This window comes from Micromonospora sp. CNZ295 (assembly GCF_004217535.1).
This window is the reverse complement of the sequence record NZ_SHKZ01000001.1, coordinates 540,857-565,339: the sequence shown is the minus strand read 5'-3', so window position 1 is coordinate 565,339 and position 24,483 is coordinate 540,857. Positions and strand designations below refer to the sequence as shown.

At 74.1% G+C, this 24,483-nt stretch carries 26 protein-coding genes; 17 read left to right on the top strand and 9 right to left on the bottom strand.

What is annotated here, in order from left to right; translation table 11 throughout:
- Positions 1-55: 55 nt before the first annotated feature.
- Positions 56-1,411: an MDR family MFS transporter gene (locus EV376_RS02630; RefSeq protein WP_207228013.1), complete on the bottom strand. Its 1,356-nt coding sequence runs from the start codon at positions 1,409-1,411 to the stop codon at positions 56-58.
- Positions 1,412-1,572: 161 nt separating this feature from the next.
- Here EV376_RS02630 and EV376_RS02625 point away from each other — a divergent pair, with 161 nt between their 5' ends.
- Entirely contained in the window at positions 1,573-2,340 is a 768-nt protein-coding gene (locus tag EV376_RS02625; RefSeq protein WP_130320557.1) for a phosphoglyceromutase, read from the top strand.
- Positions 2,341-2,406: 66 nt separating this feature from the next.
- Here EV376_RS02625 and phoU read toward each other — a convergent pair whose 3' ends face one another.
- Entirely contained in the window at positions 2,407-3,051 is a 645-nt protein-coding gene (gene phoU, locus EV376_RS02620) for a phosphate signaling complex protein PhoU (protein WP_130320556.1), read from the bottom strand.
- 235 nt (positions 3,052-3,286) lie between these two features.
- On the opposite strand from phoU, the gene EV376_RS02615 reads away from it, so the two are divergent.
- Both EV376_RS02615 and EV376_RS02610 read left to right on the top strand, forming a co-directional pair.
- Entirely contained in the window at positions 3,287-4,495 is a 1,209-nt protein-coding gene (locus EV376_RS02615; RefSeq protein WP_486482855.1) for a sensor histidine kinase, read from the top strand.
- Between the two features lie 20 nt (positions 4,496-4,515).
- Positions 4,516-5,199 (top strand): response regulator transcription factor, encoded by a 684-nt coding sequence (locus EV376_RS02610; RefSeq protein ID WP_130320554.1) that lies wholly within the window; start codon positions 4,516-4,518, stop codon positions 5,197-5,199.
- 84 nt (positions 5,200-5,283) lie between these two features.
- Here EV376_RS02610 and EV376_RS02605 read toward each other — a convergent pair whose 3' ends face one another.
- A complete protein-coding gene (locus tag EV376_RS02605) occupies positions 5,284-6,093 on the bottom strand; it encodes a DUF3109 family protein (protein WP_130320553.1) in 810 nt (269 codons plus the stop codon).
- A 74-nt stretch (positions 6,094-6,167) separates the two neighbouring features.
- On the opposite strand from EV376_RS02605, the gene EV376_RS02600 reads away from it, so the two are divergent.
- Complete coding sequence (locus EV376_RS02600; RefSeq protein WP_130320552.1) at positions 6,168-7,112, top strand: Ppx/GppA phosphatase family protein; 945 nt, start codon at positions 6,168-6,170, stop codon at positions 7,110-7,112.
- A 75-nt stretch (positions 7,113-7,187) separates the two neighbouring features.
- A complete protein-coding gene (locus EV376_RS02595; protein ID WP_130320551.1) occupies positions 7,188-7,994 on the top strand; it encodes a sugar phosphate isomerase/epimerase family protein in 807 nt (268 codons plus the stop codon).
- A 59-nt stretch (positions 7,995-8,053) separates the two neighbouring features.
- On the opposite strand, the gene EV376_RS02590 is transcribed toward EV376_RS02595, so the two are convergent.
- From EV376_RS02590 to EV376_RS02580, 3 genes are read right to left on the bottom strand one after another with little or no spacing between them, the layout of a single operon-like run.
- Positions 8,054-8,641, bottom strand: a complete 588-nt coding sequence (locus EV376_RS02590) for a CGNR zinc finger domain-containing protein (protein ID WP_130320550.1) — start codon at positions 8,639-8,641, stop codon at positions 8,054-8,056.
- A 19-nt stretch (positions 8,642-8,660) separates the two neighbouring features.
- The gene (locus EV376_RS02585) at positions 8,661-9,827 is read right to left on the bottom strand and encodes a glutathionylspermidine synthase family protein (protein ID WP_130320549.1); all 1,167 of its coding nucleotides are present in this window, start codon (positions 9,825-9,827) and stop codon (positions 8,661-8,663) included.
- A 1-nt stretch (position 9,828) separates the two neighbouring features.
- Positions 9,829-10,101: a hypothetical protein gene (locus tag EV376_RS02580; RefSeq protein ID WP_486482496.1), complete on the bottom strand. Its 273-nt coding sequence runs from the start codon at positions 10,099-10,101 to the stop codon at positions 9,829-9,831.
- Between the two features lie 78 nt (positions 10,102-10,179).
- On the opposite strand from EV376_RS02580, the gene EV376_RS02575 reads away from it, so the two are divergent.
- From EV376_RS02575 to EV376_RS02525, 12 genes are all read left to right on the top strand, one after another.
- Positions 10,180-11,100 (top strand): proline dehydrogenase family protein, encoded by a 921-nt coding sequence (locus EV376_RS02575; protein WP_130320548.1) that lies wholly within the window; start codon positions 10,180-10,182, stop codon positions 11,098-11,100.
- Between the two features lie 18 nt (positions 11,101-11,118).
- Positions 11,119-11,286 (top strand): hypothetical protein, encoded by a 168-nt coding sequence (locus tag EV376_RS30035; protein ID WP_165437936.1) that lies wholly within the window; start codon positions 11,119-11,121, stop codon positions 11,284-11,286.
- Positions 11,286-11,618, top strand: a complete 333-nt coding sequence (locus EV376_RS02570) for a YrdB family protein (protein WP_130320547.1) — start codon at positions 11,286-11,288, stop codon at positions 11,616-11,618. Before EV376_RS30035 ends, EV376_RS02570 begins: the two co-directional genes overlap by 1 nt.
- A 76-nt stretch (positions 11,619-11,694) precedes the next feature.
- Positions 11,695-13,065 carry a hypothetical protein gene (locus EV376_RS02565; protein ID WP_486482495.1) on the top strand — a complete coding sequence of 457 codons (1,371 nt, stop codon included), beginning with the start codon at positions 11,695-11,697 and terminating at the stop codon, positions 13,063-13,065.
- A 45-nt stretch (positions 13,066-13,110) separates the two neighbouring features.
- Positions 13,111-14,505, top strand: a complete 1,395-nt coding sequence (locus EV376_RS02560; RefSeq protein ID WP_130320546.1) for an efflux RND transporter periplasmic adaptor subunit — start codon at positions 13,111-13,113, stop codon at positions 14,503-14,505.
- Positions 14,502-15,362, top strand: a complete 861-nt coding sequence (locus EV376_RS02555) for an ABC transporter ATP-binding protein (protein ID WP_130320545.1) — start codon at positions 14,502-14,504, stop codon at positions 15,360-15,362. The genes EV376_RS02560 and EV376_RS02555 overlap by 4 nt, the downstream gene beginning before the upstream one ends.
- Entirely contained in the window at positions 15,359-16,543 is a 1,185-nt protein-coding gene (locus EV376_RS02550) for an ABC transporter permease (RefSeq protein WP_130320544.1), read from the top strand. Before EV376_RS02555 ends, EV376_RS02550 begins: the two co-directional genes overlap by 4 nt.
- Positions 16,544-16,736: 193 nt before the next feature.
- Positions 16,737-16,946: a helix-turn-helix domain-containing protein gene (locus EV376_RS02545; RefSeq protein ID WP_007465625.1), complete on the top strand. Its 210-nt coding sequence runs from the start codon at positions 16,737-16,739 to the stop codon at positions 16,944-16,946.
- 215 nt (positions 16,947-17,161) lie between these two features.
- The gene (locus tag EV376_RS02540; RefSeq protein ID WP_007465623.1) at positions 17,162-17,263 is read left to right on the top strand and encodes a 30S ribosomal protein bS22; all 102 of its coding nucleotides are present in this window, start codon (positions 17,162-17,164) and stop codon (positions 17,261-17,263) included.
- Positions 17,264-17,382: 119 nt separating this feature from the next.
- Positions 17,383-18,456, top strand: a complete 1,074-nt coding sequence (locus EV376_RS02535; protein ID WP_130320543.1) for an NAD-dependent epimerase/dehydratase family protein — start codon at positions 17,383-17,385, stop codon at positions 18,454-18,456.
- Positions 18,457-18,848: 392 nt separating this feature from the next.
- Entirely contained in the window at positions 18,849-19,658 is an 810-nt protein-coding gene (locus EV376_RS02530; protein WP_486482854.1) for a lysophospholipid acyltransferase family protein, read from the top strand.
- A 54-nt stretch (positions 19,659-19,712) separates the two neighbouring features.
- Entirely contained in the window at positions 19,713-20,981 is a 1,269-nt protein-coding gene (locus tag EV376_RS02525; protein ID WP_130320542.1) for an MFS transporter, read from the top strand.
- A gap of 23 nt (positions 20,982-21,004) precedes the next feature.
- Here EV376_RS02525 and EV376_RS02520 read toward each other — a convergent pair whose 3' ends face one another.
- The 3 genes from EV376_RS02520 to EV376_RS02510 form a co-directional block, all read right to left on the bottom strand.
- Positions 21,005-21,871 carry an HAD-IB family hydrolase gene (locus EV376_RS02520; protein ID WP_130320541.1) on the bottom strand — a complete coding sequence of 289 codons (867 nt, stop codon included), beginning with the start codon at positions 21,869-21,871 and terminating at the stop codon, positions 21,005-21,007.
- 144 nt (positions 21,872-22,015) lie between these two features.
- The gene (locus tag EV376_RS02515) at positions 22,016-22,891 is read right to left on the bottom strand and encodes a DUF5667 domain-containing protein (RefSeq protein WP_130320540.1); all 876 of its coding nucleotides are present in this window, start codon (positions 22,889-22,891) and stop codon (positions 22,016-22,018) included.
- A 276-nt stretch (positions 22,892-23,167) separates the two neighbouring features.
- The gene (locus EV376_RS02510) at positions 23,168-24,121 is read right to left on the bottom strand and encodes an ECF subfamily RNA polymerase sigma factor, BldN family (protein WP_130320539.1); all 954 of its coding nucleotides are present in this window, start codon (positions 24,119-24,121) and stop codon (positions 23,168-23,170) included.
- Positions 24,122-24,483: the final 362 nt, after the last annotated feature.

The window sequence follows — 24,483 nt, the reverse complement described above, 5'->3', positions numbered from 1 at the left end:
ACGAACCGTTCCCGACCGTAGGAAGATCAGTCTTTTCGCGCCAGGGTGTCGCCGGTCACGGCTGACCAGCGGTGACCGAGCCGGTCCGCGTACCCCCGTCGGAGCGGGCCGGAAGTGGCTCGGCCGGTGCCGTCGCGGCGGCCTCGCCCGCCTCGGGCGCGGGCGGGCGCAGCGCGACGGCCGGCACCACCGGACGCGTCGCGGTTCGCAGCGCGACCGCCCGGCGTTCCCGGGCCGGCCCGGAGACCAGGTGCCCCACCGCCATCAGCCCGCCGATCGCGGCACAGGCCAGCCACAGCGTGGCGTTGCCGGCCTGTTCCCGGACCAGCCCGCCGAGGATCGGTGCGACGGCGCCGGCCACCTGCCAGGAGAGCGAGAAGACGCCCTGGTAGCGGCCACGCAGCTCGCTCGGCGACAGCTCGGCGATCAACGTGGCGTTGGACGGCGAGTTGAGCATCTCCCCGACGGTCCAGATCAGCACGGTCAGGCCGTAGAACCAGGCGGTCTCGGCGAACGCGGTCAGGCCGAACCCGACGCCCATCACCACCGCCGCCAGGGCGAGCACGTGGGACCGGCTCCGGCCCTTGATCAACCGGGGGACGAAGAGTTGGCCCACCACGATCAGGACGCCGTTGAGGGCGATCACCGCGCCGTACGTCGCGGGGCTGAGCCCGGCGTCGCCCATGGCGATCGGCAGCATCGAGATGTGCTGGAGGAAGACCAGCGCGCCGAACAGGTTCAGTGCCACGAAGCCGAGGTAGACCCGGTCGGACAGGATGGTGCGCAGCGCCCCGGACGGCGCGGCCGGCCGCCCCGCGGCGACCGCCACCGGACGGCGGGTCTCGCCGACCTTGACGAAAATGATCAGGGCGGTGATCAGCGTGGTGACCGCGTCCACCACGAAGAGCAGCAGGTAACCGGCCTGGGCCGCGACCCCCGCGAGGATGGCCGCGCAGGCGAAGCCGAGGTTGATCGCCCAGTAGTTCAGGGAGAACGCCCGCAACCGGTCCTTCTCCGGAACGACGTCGATCATCATGGCGCCGAACGCGGGCCGGGCCGCCTCGGCGAACAGGCCGAGCAGGAGCGCGCCGAGCGCCACCAGCTCCAGTTCCCGGGCGAAGCCGAGGGCCAGCATCATGCTCGCCGCGCCGATGTGGGCGGTGAGCAGGGTGGGCCGGCGACCCCAGCGGTCGGTGAGCGTGCCGCCGATGGTGGTGCCGACCGCGCCGCCGACGCCCCAGAGCCCGAGGACCAGGCCGGCCTGCGCGGCCGAGAAGCCCCGCTCCTGGGTCAGGTAGATGGCGAGGAAGACCAGGACGAACGAGCCGAGCCGGTTGATCAGGGTGCCGCCCCAGAGGTACCAGAAGGTCCGGGGCAGGCCGCCGGCCGTGTCCTGTAACCAACCCCGCATCGCCCGCACGTCGGCGCCCCCCCCGTTTCGTAATGACCGGCCTCCTGGCAGCGCCTTACAACCTAGTGCCGCCCCGGAAGGCTGGTCACCGGGATTTCCACGTGGTGGTCGTCACCACCCTTCCCGCGCGTACGGGGAGCCGGTGCGGCAGGATGATCGGCATGACTGCTAGCGAAGGGTCCACCGTCGGGACGCTGGTCCTGCTGCGGCACGGCGAGAGCGACTGGAACGCCAAGAACCTCTTCACCGGCTGGGTCGACGTGGACCTGACCGAGAAGGGCGAGATCGAGGCGCGCCGCGGCGGCGAGTTGATGCGCGAGCACGGCCTGCTGCCGGACGTGGTGCACACCAGCCTGCTGCGTCGGGCGATCCGCACCGCCGAGCTGGCGCTGGACGCCGCCGACCGGCACTGGATCGCGGTGCGCCGGTCGTGGCGGCTCAACGAGCGCCACTACGGCGCCCTGCAGGGCAAGAACAAGAAGCAGACCCTCGCCGAGTACGGCGAGGAGCAGTTCATGCTCTGGCGCCGCTCGTACGACACCCCGCCCCCGCCGATCGCGGACGACGACGAGTGGTCGCAGGTCGGGGACCCGCGTTACAAGGTGCTGCCGAGCGAGCTGATGCCCCGCACGGAGTGCCTCAAGGACGTCGTCGACCGGATGCTGCCGTACTGGTACGACTCGATCGTGCCGGACGTCCTGGCCGGCCGGACGGTCCTGGTGGCCGCCCACGGCAACTCGCTGCGCGCCCTGGTCAAGCACCTCGACCAGATCAGCGACGAGGCGATCGCCAAGCTGAACATCCCGACCGGCATCCCGCTGCGCTACGACCTCGACCCGCAGCTGCGCCCGCTGACGCTCGGTGGCACCTACCTGGACCCGGAGGCGGCGAAGGACGCCGCCGCCGCGGTGGCGAACCAGGGCCGCTGACGAGGCCGGGTAGGTGGGAAGGGCCCCTTCGCGACGCGAGGCGTCGGGAGCGGCCCTTCCGTCACCTCAGGCGGTGGATTCGCCGGTGATCAGGTAAACGACGTGCTCGCCGACGTTGACCGCGTGGTCGGCGAAGCGCTCGTAGAAGCGTCCCAGCAGGGTCGCGTCGATCGCCGTCTCCACGCCGTACGGCCAGTCCTCCCCGAGCAGCACCCCGAACAGGCTGCGGTGCAGGTCGTCCATGGCGTCGTCGTCGCGGTCCAGACCGCCGGCGAGGTCGGCGTCCGGCTTCGCCAGAACCGCGGAGATCTTGGCAGCCAGCCCGTCCGCGATGCCCGCCATGTCGGTGAAGACCGGGCGCAGCTCCGCCGGCACGGCCGGCGAGGGGTGCCGCCGGAGCGCCGTCTTCGCGACGTGCTCGGCCAGGTCGCCCATGCGTTCCAGGTCGGCGGCGACGTGCAGGGCGGTGATCATCATGCGCAGGTCGGACGCGACCGGGGCCTGCCGGGCGAGCAGGTCGCAGACGCGCTCCTCGACGTCGCGGTAGCGGCCGTCGATGTCCGCGTCCCGCTCGATCACCGCCTGCGCCGCCGCCCGGTCGGCGGTGAGCAGGGCGCGGGTGGCCTGCCGCATCGCGGCGCGGACCTCCTCGGCCAGGTCCACCAGGAACTGGTTGACGAGCTGCAGGTCGGCACGGAACTCCGCACGCATGGATCACGTCCTGTGGTCGGGTGCCGTCGGTTGCCGGCGGCGGGAGGCAGGGCGTGGCCCACGGTAGGTGGCGTGGGCGGACCGCGGGTGAACCCCGGTGAACGGCACCGGACGTGACGGTGAACATTCGCGGAAGCAGTGGGTTTCGTCCCGTTCTGAGCGGTCGACAGGTTAACGATGACCCTACGATCGCCGCGTGGAGTGGGTGGTGACGGTCGCCGCGGCGGTCGGTCTGGTGGTCGGGCTGGCGGCGGGACTGCTCCTGCCCCGGTTCGCCGCTGCCGCCCGGGACCGCCGGGGGAGGCCGGCGATCGGCGAGGATCCGCGGTCCGGCTTCGGCCGCCGGGCGATCGACTCCCTCCGGGTCGGCGTCGTGGTGCTCGACGCCGACGACGTGCCCGTCCTGGTCAACCCGGCGTCCCGGGCGATGGGGCTGCTCCGCGCCGGCGCCACCCCGGGCTCGATCGCCGCCCACCCGCTGATCCGTACGCTCGTCGGGCAGGTGCGGCGCACGGGCGTGCGCCGCGAGATCGAGCTGGACCTGCCCCGGGGCCGCGACGGCGCCGCGGAGAATCCGCTCGGCGTGCACCTGCGGGCGATCGGCCTGGGGGCCGGCTACGTCGCCGTGGAGGCGGCCGATGTGACCGAGGCGCACCGGCTGGCCCGGGTCCGGCGCGACTTCGTGGCCAACGTCAGCCATGAGCTGAAGACGCCGATCGGGGCGCTGCAACTGCTCGCCGAGGCGCTGCTGGACGCCACCGAGCCGGCGGGCGCGGAGCAGCCGGGCCTCTCCGAGGACCTGGTCGCCGCGCGCCGGTTCGCCGAGCGGATCCAGCACGAGTCGACCCGCCTGGGCCGATTGGTGCAGGAACTGCTGGAGCTGACCCGGTTGCAGGGCGCCGAGCCGCAGCCCGCGCCGGAGCCGGTCGCCGTGGACTGGTTGGTCGCCGAGGTGGTGGACCGGACGCGGACCAGCGCCAGTGCCCGCCGGATCGACGTGGTCGTCGACGGCGAGCGGGGGCTGACCGTGTACGGCAGCGGAAGCCAACTCGCCACCGCGGTGTCGAACCTGGTCGAGAACGCCATGAACTACTCGGCCGATGACACCACGGTCCGGATCACCGCGCGGACGGACGACGAACACGTCACGATCGCCGTCGCCGATCAGGGCATCGGCATCGCCCCGAGCGACGTGGACCGGATCTTCGAGCGGTTCTACCGGGCCGACCAGGCCCGGTCCCGCTCGACCGGCGGTACCGGTCTCGGGCTCGCCATCGTCAAGCACATCGCCAGCAACCATGGCGGACGGGTCGAGGTCGAGAGCACTCTTGGTGGTGGGTCGACGTTCACCCTCCGGCTGCCCGCCCGCCCACCGGACGACCTCCTGGTGATACCGCCCGCCGATGGGATCGACGCCGACCCGGCCGAGCTCCGGCAGGTCTGACAGTGAGGAAAGGACATCCCTTGAGCCGCGTTCTGGTGGTCGAGGACGAGGAGTCGTTCTCCGACGCCCTGTCGTACATGCTCCGCAAGGAGGGCTTCGAGGTGTCGGTCGCCGCGACGGGCCCCGCGGCCCTCACGGAGTTCGACCGGACCGGCGCGGACATCGTGCTGCTCGACCTGATGCTGCCCGAGATGTCGGGTACCGAGGTGTGCCGGCAGCTCCGGCAGCGCTCGCACGTGCCGATCATCATGGTCACGGCGCGGGACAGCGAGATCGACAAGGTGGTCGGCCTGGAGATCGGCGCCGACGACTACGTGACCAAGCCGTACTCGCCGCGGGAGCTGGTCGCCCGCATCCGGGCGGTGCTGCGCCGGCGGAGCGCCGAGGGGGCCGAGTCCGGTGCGCCGACGCTGGCCGCCGGCCCGGTCCGGATGGACATCGAGCGGCACGTGGTCACCGTCGACGGCGCGCCGGTGCAGCTGCCGCTCAAGGAGTTCGAACTGCTGGAGTTGCTGCTGCGCAACGCCGGCCGGGTGCTGACCCGGGGGCAGCTCATCGACCGGGTCTGGGGTGCCGACTACGTGGGCGACACGAAGACCCTGGACGTGCACGTCAAGCGCCTGCGTTCCAAGGTCGAGCCGGAACCGTCGGCTCCGCGCCACATCGTCACGGTTCGCGGTCTGGGCTACAAGTTCGAGCCGTGACGGCCGCCCGCCCCGCCGCTCGATCGCGTCCGCGTGGTTCGTCGCTCGTCACGGATCGTGTCGAGGGGGCGCCTCGTGGGCGGCTCAGGCCGGGTCGGCGGGATGCGGGGCGACCAGGCCCTGACGGGCGCGGGTGGCGCACAGCTCGGCGAGTTTCGCGTACGCGGGCGCGCCGATCAAGGCGGTCAGCTCCGGCCCGTAGGAGACGTACACCGGCTCGGCGCCGACGTGCGCGTCGGTCGACGAGGTGCACCACCAGTCCAGGTCGTGCCCGCCGGCGCCCCAGCCCCGGCGGTCGAACTCGGCGAGCGTGGAGACCAGCACCTTGGTGTTGTCCGGCCGTTTCACCCAGTCCTGGTCGCGGCGGATCGGCAGCTGCCAGCAGACGTCCGGCTTGTACTCCAGCGGGTGCACGCCGTCGCGCAGCGCCTGCGCGTGCAGGGCGCAGCCGCCGCCGCCCGCGAAACCGGCGTCGTTGAGGAAGACGCAGGGGCCGTCCCCGCCCTGGGTGGCCGTCCGCCGGGCCGGCGTCTTGCCGTCCACCGTGTCGTTCTCGGTCCAGTTCTTGAAGCCGCGTCGGTGGTGCTGCCAGGTCTCCGGGGTCAGCCGCTTGACCGCGGCCCGGACCCGCTTCTCGTCGTCGGAGTCGGTGAAGAACGCGCCGTGCGAACAGCAGCCGTCGGACGCCCGGCCGGCGATGATGCCGTGACAGCCCCGCCCGAAGACGCAGGTCCACCGGGACAGCAGCCAGGTCAGGTCGGCCCGCACGACGTGCTTCTCGTCTGCCGGGTCGACGAACTCGAGCCACTCGCGGGGGAAGTCCAGCGGGACCTCCCGGCTGCGCGGGTCGTCCGGGTCGTCCACCAGCACGTGGAGTTCGATCTGCCCTGTCACCCGGCCCAGCGTACGCGCGGTGTGGCGCCCGGGCCGGCGAGCCGGCCGAACCGGTTTCCCCTACTGTTTCCACCATGCGGCTGGGTGTCCTCGACGTCGGGTCCAACACCGTGCACCTGCTGGTGGTCGACGCCCACCGCGGCGCCCACCCGTGGCCGGCGCACTCGGAGAAGACGGTGCTACGGCTGGCCGAGCAGATCGGCCCGGACGGCGCGCTCACCGACGCCGGGGCGAACGCGCTGGTCAAGGCGGTCGGGCTGGCGAGGGAGGCCGCGGCCGCCCTGGACACCGACGACCTGATGGCCTTCGCCACGTCGGCGGTGCGCGACGCGACCAACTCGGCCGAGGTGCTGGCGCGGGTCCGCGACGAGACCGGCGTACGCCTGGCGGTCCTCTCCGGCGCGGACGAGGCCCGGATGACCTTCCTCGCGGTGCGTCGCTGGTTCGGGTGGTCGGCCGGGCGGCTGCTGGTCCTCGACATCGGCGGCGGCTCGCTGGAGATCGCGGCGGGCATCGACGAGGACCCGGACGCGGCCATCTCGCTGCCGCTGGGTGCCGGTCGGCTCACCCGGGACCGCCTCGGGCTCACCCCGGACAGCGCCACCCCGCCGTCGGCCGGGCTGGTCGAGGAGCTGCGGGAGTACGTGGCCGGCCAGCTCGACGCGGTGGCCGGGGATCTGGTCGGGGTGGGCTGGGACCGGCCGGTGGCCACCTCGAAGACGTTCCGCACCCTGGCCCGCCTCGCCGGGGCCGCCCCCTCGGGCGCGGGCCTGTGGGCCCGCCGCCAGCTCACCCGCTCCGGGCTGCGCCAGGTGCTCGGCTTCATCCGGCACATCCCGCCGACACAGCTCGTCGAGCTGGACGGCGTCAGCGCCGGCCGGGCCCACCAACTGGTGGCCGGTGCGGTCGTCGCGGAGGCGGCGCTGCGCCGCCTGGGCATCGACGCGCTGGACATCTGCCCGTGGGCGCTTCGCGAGGGAGTCATCCTGCGCCGGCTCGATCAGCTCGCGCCGATGTGACCTGCGTCCGGCGGCGGGTACGGTTTGCGGAGACTCATCCTGAAGATCCCTATCGACGCCCGCTACCCTCGGGGTGTGACTTCCCGCGTCCCGGTGCTCCTGTCCACCTCGTCGGTCTTCCCCGAGCGGACCGCGGCGGCGTTCCAGCTCGCCGCGGCGCTCGGCTACGACGGGGTCGAGGTCATGGTCTGGACCGACGCGGTCAGCCAGGACGCCGGGGCGCTCGCCGGGCTCGCCAAGCACTACGGCGTGCCGGTGCTCTCCGTCCACGCGCCGTGCCTGCTGGTCACCCAGCGGGTGTGGAGCGCCGACCCGTGGGAGCGGCTGCGCCGCTCCGGCGAGCTGGCCGAGACCCTGGGCGCGCCGACCGTGGTGGTGCACCCGCCGTTCACCTGGCAGCGGGACTACGCGCGCAACTTCGCCGAGGGGCTGCACGACGTCGCCGAGCGCTTCGACGGCGTGCTCTTCCCGGTGGAGAACATGTTCCCGGTGCGGATGGCCGGCCGGCAGTTCGTCCCGTACGTCCCCGGTTGGGACCCGACCGACACCGGGTACGCGTCCTACACCCTCGACCTCTCGCACTGCGCCGCGTCCCACACCGACGCGCTGGCGATGGCCGACCGGATGGGCGCCGGGTTGGCGCACGTCCACCTCGGTGACGGCACCGGCGAGGGCCGCGACGAACACCTCGTCCCGGGTCGGGGCAACCAGCCCTGCGCCGAGCTGCTGCGGTCGCTGGCCGGCCGCGGCTTCACCGGCTCGGTGGCGGTGGAGGTGTCGACCCGGGGCGCGAAGAGCCGCGCGGTCCGCGAGGCGGATCTGCGGACCGCGCTGGAGTTCGCCCGCCAGCACCTCGGCACCCCGTCCCCGGTCGAGGCCTGACCGAGCGGACGGCGGACCGCCCGGGCGTCGGTGGGCGACCGGGCGGGGACGACCGAGGGTCAGCTGACCGGCGTGAGCCGCTCGGCCGGCGCGGTGGACTGCGCCGCCACCGGGACCTGCTCGCCGATCGCGGCCCGCTTCCGGGCCCGGTGCGCGGCCACGTGGGACCGTGTGGCGCACCGCTCGGAGCAGAACCGCCGGCAGCAGTTCGACGAGGTGTCCAGGTAGACGTTGCCGCAGCGCTCGTCCGCGCACACCCCGAACCGGGCGCTGCCGTATTCGCAGAGCCACACGGACAGACCCCAGACGGCGCCGGCCAGGAACTCCGCGCTCACCGAGGCGCCCCGGCTGGTGACGTGCATGTGCCAGTCGCTGGAGTCGTGCCCGGAGATGCGGGGCTGCACCGGGTACGCCTCCAGGAGCGCGTTCAGCTCGGCGACCGCGTGGGCGTCCCGCCCGGAGGTGCCGTACTCGAAGACGTCGCGCAGCCGCTTCTGCGCGCGCCGGAAGATCGCGAGGTCCCGCTCCGACACCTCGTCGCGCATCCACGCGTTCTCGTCGGGGAAGAGGGACCGGAGGGCGTCGAGGTCGTCCAGGCGGGTGTTGACGAGGTCAACGCCGGTCCGGGCGTACGCGTCGAAGTTCACCCCACCAACGGTAGACGACTCACGGGCCGCGCGGCGCGTCGATGTAGTGCGGCAAAAATCGGGCGTAGCCGTCGGTGATCAGACCGGCGCTCTCCCGGACGCCGGCACCGGCCGCCTCGCCGTCGACGACCCAGCTGCCCAACACCGTCCGGTTGCCGGCGAACTCGGGCAGCGCCCGGAACTCCTGGTAGCACCAGCCCTCGTCGCCGTAGATCCCCGGGTTGACGATCTCGGTGTCGCCGGTCACGATCCGCACCGACCCGCCCTCCCGGCCGAGCAGCGGCTTGGCCACGTATTCGGACATATTGCGCGGCGAGTCCAGGTACGCCGGTAACAGCAGCTCGTGCCCCGGATACAGCTCCCAGAGCACGGCGAGCAGCGCCTTGTTCGACAGGAGCAGTTTCCACGCCGGCTCGATCCAGGTGGTCGGGGTGCCCGGGTCCAGCGCCGGCCGCCCGTACGGCTCGGCGACCATCCACTCCCAGGGATAGAGCTTGAAGCAGGTGGTGACCGGCCGGTCGGCGGCGTCGACGAACCGGCGGCCGTCCCAGCCGATCTGCTGGATCGGCAGCAGCTCCACGTCCAGGCCGGCCTGCCGGGCGGTCTCGGCCAGGTAGCCGGCCGTCATGTGGTCCTCGCCGGACTCCTCCTCGTCCGACCAGACCACGTGCACCCGGCGGTCGTGCAGACCCGAGCCGATCTTCGCCCAGGCCGTCACGAGGCGCTCGTGCACGCTGTTCCACTGGTCCAGCTCCGGCCGGGTGTCCTCCAGCCAGTACCACTGCACGATGCTCGCCTCGACCAGCGCGGTCGGGGTGTCGGCGTTGTACTCCAGCAGCTTGGGCGGCCAGCTGCCGTCGTACCAGAGGTCGAAGCGGCCGTAGAGGGTCGGCGGCGACTCGCGCAGCGACCGGGCGACCGCCTCGGCCGCCCACGCGGGGATGCCGAACTCCGCGTACCGGCCGCGGGCCACCACGTGCCCGGCGGCCGCCACGGACATCCGGTGCAGCTCCTCCGTCGCCTCCTCGAGGCGGAGCACCTCGGCCAGGTCGAAGGCGTACGCCGCGGTCTCGTCCCAGTACGACATGACCCCGCCGTCGGGGAGTTCGGTGTCCACGTACACCAGGCCCTGGGCCCGGACGGTGGCGTCCCAGTCGGGACGTGGGGTGACCGGGATGCGGCGCACCTCAACCGCCGCAGGCGGCGAGGTGGGTGCCGAAGCCGCCGCGTTCCGGCAGCGCGACGGGGGCCGGCTCGGGGGCGGCGCGGCCGGCGCCGGTCTCGGGGACGAGCAGCGCCCGGGCGACCGTGCCGCCGCCGCCACCGACCGGGCCCAGGGCGCAGTCGTCATCGTCGTCGTCGGACGTCAGGTTGCAGCCGGAGAGGGCGAGCGCCAGCGCGGTGAGCGCGCCGAGCTGCACGGAGGCCGACCGGAGCCGGCGGCGGGGGCGTTCGATCACGTCAATGGTTGTAACCGATGGACGCCAGGCGCGTCGTCCCCCGCCCGGGCGCACCGGCGCTGGCGTTACGCTCAGCTCATGCTCCGTTCCGTCATCCTCGCCGCTTCCCGGTCATCCCAGGTCGAGCGGCTCGTCGCGACGGCCCCGTTCACCCGGGACGTCGTGCGCCGGTTCGTCGCCGGCGCGCAGACCGACGACGCGTTGCGCGCGACCCGCGAACTCGTCGACGACGGTCTCGCGGTCACCCTCGACCACCTCGGCGAGGACACCGTCACCCCCGAGCAGGCCAACGCCACCCGGGACGAGTACCTGAGGCTGCTGACGCTGCTCTCCGCCGCCGGTCTCACGCCGGCCGCCGAGGTGAGCGTCAAGCTGTCCGCCCTCGGGCAGGCGTTCGACGAGCAGTTGGCGTACGACAACGCGCGGGCGATCTGCGCGGCGGCCGACGCGGCGGGGACGACGGTCACCCTCGACATGGAGGACCACACCACCACCGACTCGACCCTGGACATCCTCGCCAAGCTGCGCAAGGACCACCCGTCGACCGGTGCGGTGCTCCAGGCGTACCTGCGCCGGACCGAGTCGGACTGCCGCGAGCTGGCCGGCGCCGGGTCCCGGGTCCGACTGTGCAAGGGCGCGTACAAGGAGCCCGAGTCGGTGGCCTACCAGTCCGCTCGCGAGGTGGACAAGTCGTACGTCCGCTGCCTGAACATCCTGATGTCCGGTGCCGGCTACCCGATGCTCGCCACCCACGACCCGCGGCTGATCGCGATCGGCGAGGACCGGGCCCGCTGGTTCGACCGTGGCCCGGACCGGTTCGAGTTCCAGATGCTCTACGGCATCCGACCGGAGGAGCAGGCCCGCCTGGTCGGCGAGGGCTACACCGTGCGCACGTACGTCCCCTACGGCGACCAGTGGTACGGCTACCTCATGCGCCGCCTGGCCGAGCGCCCCGCCAACCTCGCCTTCTTCGCCCGCGCCCTGGCGAGCAAGAAGTAACCGCGAAGTTGCACAGCTGTGCCAGTCAGCCTTGTGGAGCGGGCCGGCGGTCAGGTCGCGTACGCGTCGTTGGCGGCGATCGGCGGCCGCGGGCTCCCGCAGGACGTGGACCGCTCCAGCGAGCGGATGCTCGACGGGCCGGACGCCGCCTTCCGCTCCTGGCCGGGGTGCGGGGGGTCGGACTGATGTATGCCCTGGGCCTGCTGCTGCTCTTCCTGCTGGAGTTGGCGGTGCTCGTTGTCGCCGGCCGGTGGGGCTGGACGCTTCCGTCGGCCACCCCCGCGCGGGTCTGCGCCGCTGTCGCCGTGCCGCTGCTGCTCGCGGCTCTCTGGGGCGTCTTCGGTTCGCCCAGGGCCCGCGTGCGGCTGAGCCCTCCGGTGAACCCGTTCCAGGCCGCCTGGTTCCTGGCCGGCGGCGGCACGCTCGCCCTGCTCGGGCAGCCGGTGGGCGGCGTCGCGCTGGTCGCCTCGTGGGCGATCACGGTGGCGCTGGTGCGCCGCGCCGGTCGACCGGCCTGAGCCGCCGACGGTTCCCCGCCGACACGTGGGCAGCCCGGCCTGGACCGGGGTGATCATCGGGCCGTACCCTTCGCGCGTGACACACGGGGAGCCGGTGACCGACGGCCACGCCACGACGTCCGCCACGCCTGAGCCGCCGGCCGAACCGGCGACGGCTCCGCCGCCCGGCCGGCGACCGCGCCGGCGCTGGCCACTGTGGACGGCGCTGCTCGTCGCCCTGCTGGTGACCGCGGGCCTCGCGGTGCCCGCCGGTGCGGTACGCGGCGCCGACGACCGGACGTTCGCCGGTGCCGTCGCGCGGGCGGAGAACCCGACCACCCGGTCCGCCCGGCAGTTCGCCGCCCGCATCACCGAGCAGCTGGACCGGCAGTCGGCCGCGCTGCTCCGCGGCGACCGGGCCGGGTTCCTGGCGATCGCCGAACCGGCTGTGCACGCCGACCTGCGCCGCCGGTTCGCCTCGCTGCGGGCCCTGCGGGTGAGCGGCTGGGAGGCCCGCCCGAGCGGTCTGCCCATGCAGGCCGGCCGGCCGGGCGAGTGGCGGTTGACGGTCGAGTTCCGGTACTGCTTCGTGGTGCCCGACTGCCGGACCAGCTCCCTGCTGGTCGAGACACTGTGGCGGGAGAAGGGTGCCGAGCCCCGCCTGCTCGCGCTGACCGGGTCGAAGGCCGAGGCCCAGCTGGGCGGTCGGGCCGAGTGGCAGGCCGACGCCCTGCCCTGGGAGGTCAGCGAGCTGGTCGTCGCGGTGGGGAAGCGCACGCTCGTGGCGACCACGCCGGCATTCCGCAAGCGGCTGCCGGAGCTGCTGGCCCGGGCCGAGGCGGCGGCCCAGGTCGCCGACCGGTACGTGGTCGCCGGCTCCCGGCCCGACCGGTACCGGATCTACTACGCCGGCCCGAAGGAGTGGAAGCGCTGGCACGGTGGCGGCCGGCCGGGGTGGTCCGCCGGGTACGCGATCGGCATCGGCGGCGGCCACCGCGACATCGTGCTCAAGCACGACCGGTACGCCCCCGCCGACCTGGCCGAGATCCTCCGCCACGAGTTGGCGCACGCCGCCTCGCTGCCCGACCACGACCGATGGGACGAGTCGACGTGGTGGCTGGTCGAGGGGTTGGCCGACTACGCGGCCGCCGACGGGCGGTCGATCGGCCGGTACGCCGGGCTGGGCGCGACGCGGCGGCTGGTCAAGCGTGGCTGGAACGGGGAGCTCGACAGCGTCGCCCCCACCGACGACACCCCGCTGACGCGGGTGGCCGGGAGCTACGGCATCTCGTACCTCGCCGTCCAGTACCTCGTCGACCGGTTCGGCGAGGAGCGGGTGTTCGCCTTCGTCAAGGCGGTCCTGCACGATCTCCGGATCCCGCGCCAGACCAGCGAGGACGTCCTCGGCGTGCCCTGGTCGACCCTGCACGACGACTGCGTCGAGTACATCCGGGACGTCGTGGGCTGACCGGCCGGACGCCGTGTTGCCCCGCCGTCGGGGCCGGCTCGTAGCATGGGGCGCGTGCGCCGCACCCACTCGCCGCGGCCGCGCACGGCCACGCGGCCCCGCCTGCTCACCGCCCTCCTCGCGGTCGTCGTCCTCACCGGCACCACCGCCGCCTCCTGCGCCGGGGAGGAGACCCCGGTCGCCCTCGCCGCCGCGGGGCGGAGCGCCGTCGCCGAGGTCATCGACGCGCCGGCCACGGTGACCGCCCGCGCCGCCGCCACCCTCACCGCCCCCGCCGACGGGACCCTCGCGAACCTCCGCGTCCAACCCGGCCAGCGGGTTCGCCGTGGCCAGGTGCTCGCCGTCATCGACTCGCCGCCGGCGCAGGAGCGGCTCCGGCAGGCGAAGGAGGCGCTCGCCGCCGCCAAGCGGGCCGGTCGGGGCGGCGGGGGCGACCTGTCCGGCGGGCTGCGCGGCACCGACCGGGCCGCCGACGAGACGTACGCGGCGGCCCGCGCCGCGGCCGCGAAGATCGCCGACCCGGAGCTGCGGGAGGCGCTGCTGCTCCAGGTCCGGGACGCCCAGAAGCGGTACGAGGCCGCGGCGCGGGCGGCCGACCGGGCGGTCCGCGCGGTGCAGCGCGGCGTGCGTGACCTCAACGCCGCGGTCGGCGCGCTCGCCACCGCCCAGCGGCTGCAGGCCCAGCAGGCGTACGACCTGGCGAAGGCGACGGTCGACGCGTTGACGCTGCGCGCCCCGATCGCCGGCGTCGTCCAGGCGGGCGGGACGGCGACCGCCGGCGGGGTCAGCCCGGAGGCGCTGGCCGGGCTGCTGGGCGGCAACGGCGCGGCCACCGGGCTGGACCCGTCGGCGCTCGGCCCCGGCCCGGCTGCCGCGCCGCCCGGGGTGGACCCGGCCGTCCCGGTGGGCGGCCTGGTCACCGCCGGTACCCCGGTGCTGACCGTCGTCGACACCGGCGAGCTGGGGCTGCTCGCCGAGGTGGACGAGACCGACGTGCTGCTGGTGAAGGCGGGGCTGGCCGCGACCGTCGAGTTGGACGCGGTGCCCGGCGCCACCTACCAGGGCACCGTCCGGTCGGTCGACGTCCTGCCCACCACCTCGGTCCGGGGCGGCGTGGGTTACCGGGTGCGGCTGGCGCTCGGCGCGGGCCGCTTCGGCGAGGGGGAGGCGGCGCCCGCTCCCCGCCCGGGCATGAACGCGGTGGTCCGGCTCCAGGTGCGGGAAGCGGTCGACGCGGTCACCGTGCCGGCGTCCGCCGTCTTCTCCGCCGACGGGCGGGACGTGGTCTGGGTGGTGCGGGAGGGCCGGGCCGAACGGGCGCCGGTGACGGTGGGCGTGCAGGGCCAGGACCTGGTGCAGATCCTCAGCGGGGTGCAGGCCGGTGACCGGGTCGTGGTCCGGGGCGCCGACCAGGTCCGCGACGGCCAGGAGCTGGGGTGACCCCGCCGGCGATCGAGGCGGTGGACGTGTCCCGCACCTACCGCCTCGACGGGGTCTCGGTGCCGGCCCTGCGCGGGGTGTCGTTGACCGTCGCGCCGGGCGACTACCTGGCCCTGGTCGGGCCGTCCGGCTCCGGCAAGTCCACCCTCATGCACCTGCTCGGCGGGCTGGACCGGCCGACCGGTGGCCGGCTGGCGCTCAACGGGCGCGACGTCACCACCCTGGCTGCGGCCGAGCTGGCGGCGCTGCGCAACGAGACCATCGGCTTCGTCTTCCAGGCCTTCCACCTGCTGCCCCGGACGTCGGCGGTGGACAACGTGGCGCTCCCCCTGGTCTACCGCGGGATGGGCGCGCGGCAGCGACGGGAGCGGGCCGCCGCGATGCTGGGCCGGGTCGGTCTGGGGCATCGGCTCGGTCACCGGCCGAACCAGCTCTCCGGCGGCGAGCAGCAGCGGGTCGCGATCGCCCGGGCCCTGGTCACCGACCCGGCGGTGCTGCTCGCCGACGAGCCCACCGGCAACCTCGACACCGCCACCGGCGCGGCCGTGCTGGACCTCCTGGAGCGGCTCAACGCCGAGTCCGGCGTGGCGCTGGTGCTGGTCACCCACGACAACGACGTGGCGGCGCGGGCCCGCCGCCGGATCGCGATGCGGGACGGGGTGGTGGTCGCCGACAGCGCCGGCGACACCGGTGATCGACCGGTGGCGGGTGCCGGCGGCCCGCCTGACACACTGGTGCCCGCTCCCAGCGCGGAGTCCCGGTCCGCGTCCGGAAGCGGTTCGGGACGCCCGTCCGGTGGCACCGGTGGCGCCACCGGAGCCACCGGGCGCCGCGGGGACGGGGTGGCGGAGCCGTGAGGCTGGCCGAGGCCTGGCGGGTGGCGCTCGACGCGCTGCGGGCGAACCGGTTGCGCAGCGCGCTGACCATGCTCGGCGTGATCATCGGGGTCGCCTCGGTGGTGATCCTCGTCTCGATCGGCACGGGCACCAAGCAGAAGGTCGAGCAGCAGGTCGAGGGGCTCGGGTCCAACCTGCTGCTGGTCGTACCCGGCCGGCTCGACGTGGGATCCGCGCCGGCGGTCTCCCCACTGACCCTGGACGACGTCGACGTGGTCGCCCGGGTGGTCGGTGACCCCGGCCGGGTGGCGGTCACCGTCGCCTCCGGCGCGACCGTACGGGCGGGCAACCGGTCGGACTTCAGCACCGTGCAGGGCGTACTGGAGACCACGCCGGCCGTCTTCACCCGCGAGCTGTCCCGGGGCCGCTACCTGACCGGGTCCGACGTGGACACCAGCCGCCGGGTGGCGGTGCTGGGCGCCTCGGTGGCCCGGGCCCTCTTCCCCGACCGGGACCCGGTCGGCCAGCAGGTCACCGTCGCCGGGGTGCGGTTCCGGGTGATCGGCGTGTTCGCCCCGTTGGGGCAGAGCCTGGGCGTCGACCGGGACGACGAGGTCCACGTGCCGGTCACCGCCGCGCAGCGGCTCTACGGCACGCAGCGGGTCGACGGCATCGCCGTGAAGGCGCCGGACCGCGAGCGCATCGACGCCCTGGGGGAGCGGATCGTCGCCGAGCTGAGCCGCCGACATCCGGGCACCGAGTTCAGCGCCGTCACCCAGGAGCAGATCCTCGGTGTCCTCGGCGACATCCTGGGCATCCTGACCGGCGTGCTGGCCGCGATCGCCGGCATCTCGCTGCTCGTCGGCGGCGTCGGCGTCTCCAACATCATGCTGGTGTCGGTCCGGGAGCGGACCAGGGAGATCGGCCTGCGCAAGGCGGTGGGCGCACGCCCGCGCGACATCGGCGTGCAGTTCCTGCTGGAGGCGGTGCTGCTCACCTCGATCGGCGGCCTGACCGGCATGGCGCTGGGGGTCGGCACGGCCCTGGCCGTGGCGGCGGTGTCACCGGTCCCGGCCGCGATCACCTGGTGGTCGCTGGCGCTGGCGTTCGGTGTCTCCGCCGCGGTCGGGATCGTGTTCGGCGTGGTGCCCGCGCAGCGGGCCGGACGGCTCGACCCGGTGGTTGCGTTGCGGTCGGAGTGAGCGAACCGGACGCCAGGTGTTCAACGACGTAACAAGCCGGTCGGACACCCGTGCGAATTATGATCAGTTGTACGAAGGGATCGCGCCGGTCACAGCGGCCCCGCTACCGTACTGGTAACACGCGCGTCGCCGGTCCGGGCGGAAGCTCCCCGCCGGATGGGACGCGCCGGGCATGGGATGGGTCGGGTGAGCCATGGCCGGGTCGCAGTCCGACGGTCGGCTGTCGGAGGTCAAGTTCCTGACCGTCGCCGAGGTGGCGACGGTCATGCGGGTGTCGAAGATGACGGTGTACCGCCTGGTGCACAGCGGTGAACTCACCGCGGTCCGGGTCGGCCGGTCGTTCCGCGTACCCGAGCACGCCGTGCACGAGTACCTGCGCGGCGCCTTTCAAGAGACCGCCTGAGCCTCCGCCGGGCCGCGCGGGCCGCCCGGCGTGACGGGCATCGAGGGGCCGTGTTGGTCCTGTTGACGCTCTCCGGCTACCCTGGACCCCGACCGTGACCGCAGGTGCGCTCCGCCGCCCGTCTCGCTGGCCCGGTCCGTTGTCCGCAAGCGGTCGCCGGCGTCACCCGTGGCGTCATCCGGTCCGCCCCGCACGTTGCATCGAAAGGCTGTCGTATGGGCTCGGTGGTCAAGAAGCGCCGCAAGCGCATGGCTAAGAAGAAGCACCGCAAGCTGCTGCGCAAGACCCGCGTCCAGCGTCGCCGTCTCGGCAAGTGACCGGTGCCGGGCCCGGCCCGGCGCCTTCGTCACCCGCCATCTGTCGACCCTCGGAGGGCTCAGGTGATCAGGCCGTGGACGCCCCGGCTCGATCCCGCCTGCCGGGGACGGTGCACGACATGACCCCCGGTGGCACCCCTGGTGCTCCGGGGGTTGTCGTCGTGACCGGGGTGAGCCGTTACCTCGGTGCCCACGTGGCCGCCCGGCTCGCCGCCGACCCGCGCATCGAGCGGGTCATCGGCGTCGATCCACCGGAGTCCGGCGCGGAGTTCGCCGACCTGCTCGACCGGGTCGAGCGGGTCCGCGTGGACGCCGGCTCGGTCGGTGGCCTGCTCACCGACCTCGACGTCGACGCCGTGGTGCACCTGGCCCTGTCCACCGCACCGGAACCCCAGCACGGTGGCCGGGCGGCGATGAAGGAGCAGAACGTCATCGGGACGATGCAGCTGCTCGCCGCCGCCCAGCGCGCGCCCCGGCTGCGCAAGCTCGTCGTCCGCTCGTCGACCGCCGCGTACGGGGCGTCGTTCCGCGACCCGGCCGTCTTCACCGAGGAGACCGAGCCGCGCGAGGTGCCGCGCGGCGGTTTCGGCCGGGACATCCTGGACATCGAAGGGTACGTGCGAGGTTTCCGCCGCCGTCGGCCCGACGTGACCGCCACCGTCCTGCGGTTCGCGCCGTTCCTCGGCTCGACCGCCGACACCACCCTCACCCGCTACTTCTCCCAGCCGGTGGTGCCCACCGTCTTCGGTCGCGACCCCCGGCTCCAGTTCCTGCACTTCGACGACGCGCTGGAGGTGCTGCACCGGTCGATCGTCGAGGACCACCCGGGCACCTACAACGTCGCCGGCTCCGGCGTGCTCACGCTCTCCCAGGCCATCCGCCGGGCCGGCCGGGTCGCGGTGCCGGTGCTGGAGCCGGGGCTGTCCGGTGCCGCGGCGCTCGCCCGCAGCCTCGGCTTCGGCCGCTACGGGCTCGACCAGGTCGACCTCTTCGTGCACGGCCGGGTCGTGGACACCGGCCGGCTGGAGCGGGAGTACGGCTTCACGCCGCGCTCCACCGCCGCCGCCTTCGACGACTTCATCCGCGCCCACCACGGCGGTGTGGTGGTGACCCGCGACCAGCTCGCCGCCGCCGAGCGGCTGGTGCTGGACGGGATCCGGCAGGTGCGGGCCGCCGTCCGGGAGCAGTCGTGAGCGGGCGGGCGCGGCGGGAGCCGGCCGGGGGCGACGGCCGCTACGACGTACCGCTGACCGTGCCGGACCCGGCGGCGGAGCCGGCACGGGCCAACGGACACCGGCGGGTCGCGGCGGCCCGGCCCGGCACGGCGCCGCACCCGGCCGGCCCGCCCGACGAACCGGACACCGCGGCGACCGACCAGCCGGTGACGCCGGACAAGCCGGCGGCGGACACCGCAGCGACCGACGGGCCGGTGACGCCGGACAAGCCGGCGGCGGACATCGCGGCGACCGACCAGCCGGTGACGCCGGACAAGCCGGCGGCGGAGGCCGGTGCCGCGGTCGGCGCGACCGGGCCCGCGGCGCCGGACCGGCCCGGTGACCACTGGGACCGCAAGGTCGCCGGCGCCCTGGCCTTCCTGCGGCGGCGGCTCTCCGGCGACTACGAGGTCGACGAGTTCGGTTTCGACCCCCAGCTCACCGAGGCGGTGTTCCACCCGCTGCTGCGGCTGCTCTACCGGGACTGGTTCCGCACCGAGGTCACCGGCATCGAGAACGTGCCCGCCGAGGGCGCCGGCCTGGTCGTCGGCAACCACTCCGGCACGGTCGCCCTGGACGCGCTGATCCTCTCCGCCGTGCTGCACGACCGGCACCCGCGGCACCGGTTCCTCCGGCTGCTCGGCGCGGACCTGGTCTTCCGGATGCCGGTGGTGTCGGAGATCGCCCGCAAGACGGGCGGGACGGTGGCCTGCAACCCGGACGCCGAGCGCCTCCTCGGCTCCGGCGAACTGGTCGGCGTCTTCCCCGAGGGCTTCAAGGGCGTCGGCAAGCTGTACGCGGAGCGCTACAAGCTGCAACGCTTCGGCCGGGGTGGCTTCGTGTCGGCGGCGCTGCGCACCGGCACTCCGATCGTGCCGGTGGCCATCGTCGGGGCCGAGGAGACCTACCCGATGCTCGCCGACGTCAAGCCGCTCGCGCGGCTGCTCAAGCTCCCGTACTTCCCGATCACGCCGACGTTCCCGTGGCTCGGCCCGCTGGGCGTGGTGCCGCTGCCGAGCAAGTGGCTGATCGAGTTCTGCCCGCCGATCCCCACCGCGCACCTGACCGAGTCGGCGGACGATCCGCTGGTCGTGTTCAACCTCGCCGACCAGGTGCGGGAAACCATCCAGCAGACGCTGCACAAGCTGCTGGAACGCCGGCCCGACCCGTTCGGCCCCTGACGGCGGCGTAATAGGGGTGCGGTCCGGCGCGCCGGACCGTACGGTCCTCGGGATGTGAGCAGGATCGTCGAGGCCGTGGTGCCGGCCCGGTTGGGAAGCGGTTTCCGCTGGTTGCTGGCGTCGTCGTGGGCGACGAACCTGGGCGACGGGGTGGCCGTGGCCGCCGGCCCACTGCTCGTGGCGGCGCTGACCGACAACCCGTTCCTGGTCTCGCTGGCGGCGCTGCTGCGGTGGGCGCCGCCGATGGTGTTCGGCCTGTACGCCGGCGTGCTCTCCGACCGGCTGGACCGGCGGCGGATCGTGATGGTGGCCAACGGGGTCCGGGTCGTCGTGCTGGGCGTACTGGCCCTGGCGCTGGTGGCCGACCGGGTCTCGGTCCTCGGCGCGCTGGCGGCGCTGGCGCTGATCGCGACCGCCGAGGTCTTCGCCGACAACACGACGGGCACGCTGACCCCCATGCTGGTGCGCCGGGAGGATCTGGCGATCGCCAACGCGCGGGTCCTGGCCGGGTTCATCACGCTCAACCAGATGGCCGGCCCAGCGATCGGGGCGGCGCTCTTCGCGGCCGGCCGGGCCTGGCCCTTCGCCGCCGAGACCGTCCTCGCGGCGGCCGGGTTGCTGCTGGTGTCCCGGGTGGCGCTGCCGCCGCGGGACCCGGCCCCGTCCGGCGCGACCCGGAGCGTCCGGCGGGACATCGTCGACGGGCTCCGGTGGACCGTCCGCCACCCGGCGGTCCGGACGCTCTGCCTCACCATCCTGGTCTTCAACATCACCTACGGCGCGGCCTGGTCGGTCCTGGTGCTCTACGCCAGCGACCACCTGGACCTGGGGCCCGTCGGGTTCGGCCTGCTCAGCACGGTGACGGCGGTCGGCGGGCTGCTCGGCACCGTCGGGTACGGGTGGCTGACCCGCCGGATGAGTCTCGGCGACATCATGCGGGTGGGGCTGATCATCGAGACCCTCACCCATCTCGGCCTCGCCCTCACCACGTCGCCCTGGGTCGCCTCGGGCATCCTCTTCGTCTTCGGGGCGCACGCGTTCGTCTGGGGCACCACCTCGCTGACCGTCCGGCAGCGGGCCGTACCCACCCACCTCCAGGGCCGGGTCAACAGCATCAACGCCATCAGCACGTACGGCGGGCTGGTCGCCGGTTCGGCGATCGGCGGCCTGCTGGTCATCCCCTTCGGGGTGACCGGGCCGTTCTGGTTCGCGTTCGCCGGCTCGGCGGTGTTCGTCGTCCTGCTGTGGCGCGAGTTCACCCGGATCGCGCACAGTGACGATGCGACCTCGCCCGCGAAGCCGGTCGTCCCGGCCGCCGGCTGAACCACCGGCCGAGGGGCCGCTCCCTACGGGCGGTGCCGCCGGCGGTGCAGGGCCAGGCCGGCGGTGACCGCCCCGGCGACCAGGCCGGCGGCGGCCGTCGACGGGACGGCGATCTTCACGGCCCGGCGGCCGGTGCGGAAGTCGCGCACCTCCCAGCCGCGCCGGCGGGCCTCCCGCAGCAGGGCGGTGTCCGGGTTGACGGCGACACCCCGGCCGACCGTGCTGAGCATCGGCAGATCGTTGGACGAGTCGCTGTACGCGGTGCAGCAGGACAGATCCAGCCCTTCCACCGCGGCGAGCTGGGTGACCGCCTCGGCCTTGGCCGGCCCGTGCATCAGGTCGCCCACCAGCCGCCCGGTGTACGCGCCGTCGATCACCTCGGCCACGGTGCCGATCGCTCCGGTCAGGCCGAGTCGGGCGGCGATCACCCGGCCGATCTCCACGGGGGCGGCGCTGACCAGCCAGACGCGCTCGCCGGCGTCCAGGTGGCGCTGGGCGAGCCGGCGGGTGCCGCTCCAGATCCGGGGTGCCATCAACTCGTCGAAGATCTCCTCGGCGAGGCGCTCGATGTCGTCCACCCGCCAGCCCTCGATGAAGGCGAGCGCCGCCTCCTTGGCCTGCGACATGTCCCCGGCGTGCTCGGTGGCGAGCACCCGGAACCGCAGCTGCTGCCACGCGAACCGGAGCAGGTCCCCGGTGGTGAAGTAGTTGCGCGCGGCGAGCCCGCGGGCGAACCAGTAGATCGACGCGCCCTGCATCATCGTGTTGTCGACGTCGAAGAAGGCGGCGGCGGTCCGGTCCGGCGCGGCGGGTGGCGCGTCCGCCTCCGCCCAACCGGAGGTGTGACCGTGGGTGTCGGTGCTGACCGTCACCTTACGGCTGCGGGCCACGCGCGCTCCCTCCACTCAATGGGCGCGCCGTGCGCCATCTGCGAGGGTAGCGGGCTGTCCGGCCGGAACGGGCGCTCGACGGGGCAACTGTGGCGTGGCTCCTCCGGCCCGGGATGGGGCCGTGCCCGTCGCGGGGAACCGCCGTCAGCGGTCGGTGGGGCAGGTGGCCGGCGCCGGGCCGAGTGCGTCGCTGCCGACCGGTGCCGGCAGGCCGCACCCGATGGCGGCGCGCAGTGCGTCCGAGCGCTCGCGGACGTCGTCGAGCAGGGCGAGCGAGCGGCGGGTCCGGTCGCGCTCGGCGCGGGTCCCGTCGTCCAGCAGGGCGCTGACCGCCTCCCGCTGCGCGGCGACGAAGGCGTTGACCGCGTCGAGGGCCGCCGGCTCGGAGCGCTGCACGGCGGCGCCGGTCAGCAGGCGTACGCCCTGGCGGGTGTCGGCGTCCATGTCGTCCAGGACGCCGCTGTAGCCGGCTCGGTCGCCGCGCAGCTCCGCCGCCTCGCTCAGCCGGGTGCGGGCGAAGCTGAGGAAGAGCTGCCCACGACTCACGTCCGAGCTGGTGAACGCGAGCTGGGCGCGCTCGGTCGAGCGTTTCATGCCGTACAGGGCGTCACCGGGGACCGCGTTCTCGCTGGCCGCCGAGATGCCCGAGACGGCGACGGCGCCGGCCGCGATGCCGATCAGGATGGCGCCACGCGCCCGTGCCCGCCGTGCGGTGACGGCCGGCAGGAGGCCGGAGCGGCTGGTGGCCGGGCGCCGGGCCGCCGTGCCGGAGGCGGCCGCGGGCCTGCCGATGCCCTCGCGCTCGGCGGTGGCCAGGAGCATCGCCCGCAGGCCGGTACGGAACTCCGGGTTCACCTCGACCGCCGGCGGTGCGGTGCGGAGCCGCTGCCCGACCGCGACGAGGGCGGCGAGTTCGTCGTCCACGCGGGACCGCACGTGGTGGCGTCGCCCGCCGTTGGCTTCGTCGAGAAGTTGCGCGAAGCGCTCGGCGCGCCGACGGGAGAAGAGGTCGCTGTCCACCGCTGGCACCTCCTCTCGCTGGACACGGCCGGTCGGCCGCGGTCGTCACCGGCGACCGGTGACGGCGGACACCACGGGGAGGCTCGTGGCCGGCGGCGGTGCCGGACCTGAGGAACCCGGGGGGACGCCGGGACTGAAACGGTCGCACCCGGAAAAACGCGCCGCACCTGGCCTGGGTTACGGGGTCCGGCGGAGGAGAAATCACGGAAAGTGATCGGTCGCGCCGGACGCCGACCGCCGCGACCTGCCCCTACGCTCCCGCGGTCCGCGGGCGCACTACGGCTGGAAGCCGTCCGGAAGGAGCCGTGCCAGCGCCCGTACCGCCCGGTACTGCAACGCCTTGATCGCGCCCTCGTTCTTGCCCATCGCCCGCGCCGTCTCCGCCACCGAGAAGCCCTGGAGGAAGCGGAGCACGATGCACTCCTGCTGCTCCGGGTTGAGCTGCTTGACGGCGCTGAGCAGGGCCACGTTGGTGATGTGCTCGACCACCGCCGCCTCCGGGCTGCCCTCCGGCCCGCGGTCCTCGCGGTCGGCGTCGAGCACGTCGCCGGTGGTCACCTCCAGCCGGTACCGGCCGGACTTGAAGTGGTCCGCGACCAGGTTGCGGGCGATCGTCACCAGCCAGGCCCCGAGGTCCCGGCCCTGCCAGGTGAAGCTGCCGATCCGCTTGAGCGCGCGGAGGAAGGTGTCGGACGTGAGGTCCTCCGCGAGCTGGCGGTTGCCGACGCGGAAGTAGACGAACCGGAAGACGGTGTCCACGTACCGGTCGTAGATCAGGCCGAACGCCTCGGCCTCGCCGGCCTGCGCCCGCTCGACCAGCGCCCAGACCTCGGTCGCCGGGTCGGACGGGTCGGGGCGGCTCGGGAACCCGGTCGTGGTGGCGGGTGTGCTGGCGGGCACCGCCGGCAGGACCGCCGTCTCCGCGGCGGCGGAGTCGGCCGCGGCGGGCGGGTCGGCCGTGCGGCGGCCCTGGACCGGCATGGTGGGCCGGGCCGGCGACGCGATCCGGCCGCCGACCGGCTTGGCGTTGCCGCCCGGCGTCGCCGGGCGCGCGGGCGCCTCGTTCTGGTGCGGGCGGTTGCGGACGCGGCTCGACGCGCTGTCGCCGCGGGTGGCGAGACTGCCGGTGTCCTCCACCGGCACCCGGGCGGCCGGCCGTTCGTTGACGGCGGGCCGGGGTGTCGCGCCGGTCAGGCCGACGGGCCGTTCCGCGTATCCGAAGGTCGTCATCGGGCCACCTCCGTCCCGCCGCTCGCGTGCCGCGCTCGCCGCGTCGAGCGCTCGGGCACGCGTGGGTCGGGCAGTGCGGGTCGGGGGCGTGCCGCCGTACGGCAGTTCCCCTTGAGGTGCTGGTCCAATGCGCTCACGGGCACGGGGGCCTCCTCGGGCTGAGGGGTGTCGACTCACGGCAAATGGGGTGAGCCGACCCGAGTGATGATAGGGCCAACGTCACCCGCGCGTGGCAAGTCCGTTACACAGGGCCGAAGTATTTCCCGCTGTGTCGCACGAATGGCGGACCGGTTGTCCGTCGTGTGCGGTTGACTTTCGGATTCCACGGTGGTCCGTGGCGGAGTCCCAGGTAGACCCGGCTG